The organism is Rhizobium sp. SVR5-9E (assembly GCF_056755095.1).
This window is the reverse complement of record NZ_JBNDHS010000193.1, coordinates 1-2,892: the sequence shown is the minus strand read 5'-3', so window position 1 is coordinate 2,892 and position 2,892 is coordinate 1. Positions and strand designations below refer to the sequence as shown.

Genomic DNA, 2,892 nt, shown 5'->3' with positions numbered 1-2,892 from the left:
GACGAATGCTGTGCGAACGCCCTATGAGGATCTGCCTGGCTTTCCTGTCAGCGCGGTCTCTGGACATGCAGGCGAAGTCGTATCTGGCCTTCTGGACGGCGTGCCCGTCATCATGCTGTCGGGCCGCGTGCATTTCTACGAACGAGGCGATGCGAATGCGATGCGGCTGCCGATCGAGGTGCTCAAGGGCCTCGGTGTGCAATCGCTCTTTCTGACCAACTCGGCAGGCTCGCTCCGCGAGGAAATGCCGCCGGGCTCAGTGATGCAGATCACTGACCACATCAATTATTCCGGCATGAATCCACTAATCGGCGAGGAAAGCGACCGTCGCTTCGTCGGCATGACGAATGCCTATGACGCTGAGCTTGCCGCTTCGATGCGCAAGGCGGCCGAGAAGCTGGACATCAAGCTCTTTCACGGCGTCTATATGTGGTTTTCCGGTCCGAGCTTCGAAACGCCCGCGGAAATCCGCATGGCTCGGATTCTCGGTGCCGATGCCGTCGGCATGTCGACCGTGCCGGAGGTCATCATCGCACGAATGCTGGGTTTGAGGGTTGCGGCAGCTTCCGTAATCACCAATTATGGGGCAGGCATGACCGGTTCCGAACTCAGCCACGAAGAAACCAAGGACATGGCGCCCGTTGGTGGCGTGAGTCTCGCCGCAATTTTGAAGGAAATCATTGCGGGTGAAGGGAAGCATTGATGAGCACTTACTCCCAGAAGGAGATGGCGGCGGTCGCGCTGTCGCTTCTTGACCTTACCAATCTAAAGGATGATTGCACCGAAGTGCAGATCGATGCGCTCTGCGCCCGTGCACAAACACCCTACGGCAATAGTGCCGCGATCTGCATCTGGCCGCGCTTTGTCGCGCACGCACGCACGGTTCTCGGCAAAGGTCATCCGGTTCGCATTGCAACGGTTGTCAATTTTCCGTCCGGCGACATGGAAGTGGCCGACGTTGCCGCCGAGACGCGCGAGGCGATCGCAGACGGCGCGGATGACATCGACGTCGTCATTCCCTACCGCAAGTTCCTGGACGGCAACGAAAAGGCAGTAACCGACATGGTAACTGCGGTTCGCGCGGAATGCACCGGGGGCGTGCTGCTGAAGGTCATCCTGGAGACGGGTGAGATCAAGGACCCGAGCCTCATCCGCCGCGCATCCGAACTTGCAATCGACGCAGGTGCGGATTTTATCAAAACGTCCACCGGCAAGGTTGCCGTCAATGCAACGCTCGAGGCTGCGGACATCATGATCCGCGCGATCCGCCAGAGCGGCCGCAAGGTGGGCTTCAAGCCCGCCGGCGGCATCGGCTCTGTCGTGGACGCTGCCCTTTATCTCAGCCTTGCGCAGACGATCATGACGCCGGATTGGCCGATGCCGTCTACCTTCCGTTTCGGTGCATCAGGCCTGCTGGATGATATCCTCGCGGTCCTTGGCGGCGCCCAATCGGCTCCCGCCAAGGCGTCGAGCTACTGAGCATGATCCCGCAGGAGATCATCCGGAAGAAGCGGAATGGCGGTGTCCTTTCCGCGGACGAAATCCAGTCCTTCATTGAGGCTCTTGCCGCCGGCCGGCTGTCCGAGGGACAGATCGGGGCTTTCGCCATGGCCGTCTGGTTCAAGGGGATGTCGCGTGAGGAAACCGTTGCGCTGACGCTCGCCATGGCGCGCTCGGGCGCCATGCTCACATGGTCCGGAATCGATCGCCGGATTGCAGACAAGCATTCTACCGGCGGCGTCGGCGACAACGTCTCGCTGATGCTGGCGCCGATTGCCGCTGCCTGCGGCCTTGCCGTGCCGATGATTTCCGGCCGCGGCCTCGGCCATACCGGCGGCACGCTCGACAAACTGGATTCCATTCCCGGCTATGGAATTACGCCGGATGCGGCGCTGTTCCGCAAGGTCGTCGAGGAAGCAGGCTGTGCCATCATCGGCCAGACAGGCTCGCTGGCACCTGCTGACGGCAAGCTCTACGCCGTGCGCGATGTAACCGCCACCGTTGATTCCATCCCGCTGATCACGGCGTCCATTCTGTCCAAGAAGCTCGCTGCCGGTCTTGAGACCCTGGTGCTCGACGTGAAAACCGGCAACGGCGCCTTCATGGCCGACCACGAGCAGGCAAAGCTCTTGGCACAGTCCCTGGTGGAAGTGGCGAACGGAGCAGGGGTTAGGACCTCCGCCTTGATCACCGACATGAACCAGCCGCTGGCGGACGCGGCGGGCAATGCCGTGGAAATATGGAACTGCCTCGGCTTCCTGACGGGGAGCAAGGCCGGAACGCGGCTCGAAGCCGTCGTTCTGGGCTTCGCAGCCGAGATGCTGGCGAGCTCCGGTATTTGTCCGTCCCTGGAAGATGGCGAAGTGAAAGCCCGCGCGGCACTGACGTCGGGCAAGGCGGCGGAGGTCTTTGGCCGCATGGTGCACATGCTCGGTGGCCCGGCGGATTTTGTCGAGAAGCCCGCAAACTATCTGGCGAAAGCGCCGATCGAAAAGCCGGTCGTGGCGAAAGAGAGCGGCTGGCTTTCAGCCTGCAATGCTCGCGAACTCGGCATGGCTGTTATCGATCTCGGCGGCGGGCGACGTCATCCGGCGGACAAGATTGACCATCGGGTGGGCTTCTCCGCTCTGCTGCCGCTCGGCACCCGTGTGGAGAAGGGTGATACGATTGCCATCGTTCATGCCGCAAGCGAAGCGGCTGCGGAAAAGGCGGCCGCCTCACTCGGCGCAAACTACCGCATCTCCGGCAACGAGCCGTATCTGCCCCCGGTGATTTCGGGTCGTATCTGATTATTGCTTCAGATTGAGCGCCCCGTCCGCGACCGAGTAGGATTGCAGTTTCTTCAGGAAGCTCATGCCGACCAGCGTCATCGAAAGCGCCTCGTCCTTGAGC

3 protein-coding genes and 1 pseudogene are annotated in these 2,892 nt (G+C 61.5%); 3 read left to right on the top strand and 1 reads right to left on the bottom strand.

Going from position 1 to position 2,892, the window contains the following annotated elements:
• The 3 genes from ACPYOJ_RS34195 to deoA all read left to right on the top strand — a co-directional run.
• Positions 1 to 703 (top strand): purine-nucleoside phosphorylase (locus ACPYOJ_RS34195; protein ID WP_481420195.1); only part of this gene is annotated, 703 nt, incomplete at its 5' end.
• Complete coding sequence (gene deoC / locus ACPYOJ_RS34190) at positions 703 to 1,479, top strand: deoxyribose-phosphate aldolase (RefSeq protein WP_481420194.1); 777 nt, start codon at positions 703 to 705, stop codon at positions 1,477 to 1,479. The genes ACPYOJ_RS34195 and deoC, both read left to right, overlap by 1 nt.
• A gap of 2 nt (positions 1,480 to 1,481) precedes the next feature.
• Positions 1,482 to 2,789 carry a thymidine phosphorylase gene (gene deoA, locus ACPYOJ_RS34185; protein ID WP_481420193.1) on the top strand — a complete coding sequence of 436 codons (1,308 nt, stop codon included), beginning with the start codon at positions 1,482 to 1,484 and terminating at the stop codon, positions 2,787 to 2,789.
• On the opposite strand, the pseudogene ACPYOJ_RS34180 reads toward deoA, so the two are convergent.
• Positions 2,790 to 2,892 (bottom strand): annotated as a pseudogene (locus tag ACPYOJ_RS34180) (TIGR02281 family clan AA aspartic protease); the annotation flags it as partial. It abuts the gene before it with no gap.

Coding starts and splice junctions, on each gene's coding strand:
- deoC (WP_481420194.1), top strand. CDS start 703: ATGAGCACTTACTCCCAGAAGGAGATGGCGGCGGTCGCGCTGTCGCTT.
- deoA (WP_481420193.1), top strand. CDS start 1,482: ATGATCCCGCAGGAGATCATCCGGAAGAAGCGGAATGGCGGTGTCCTT.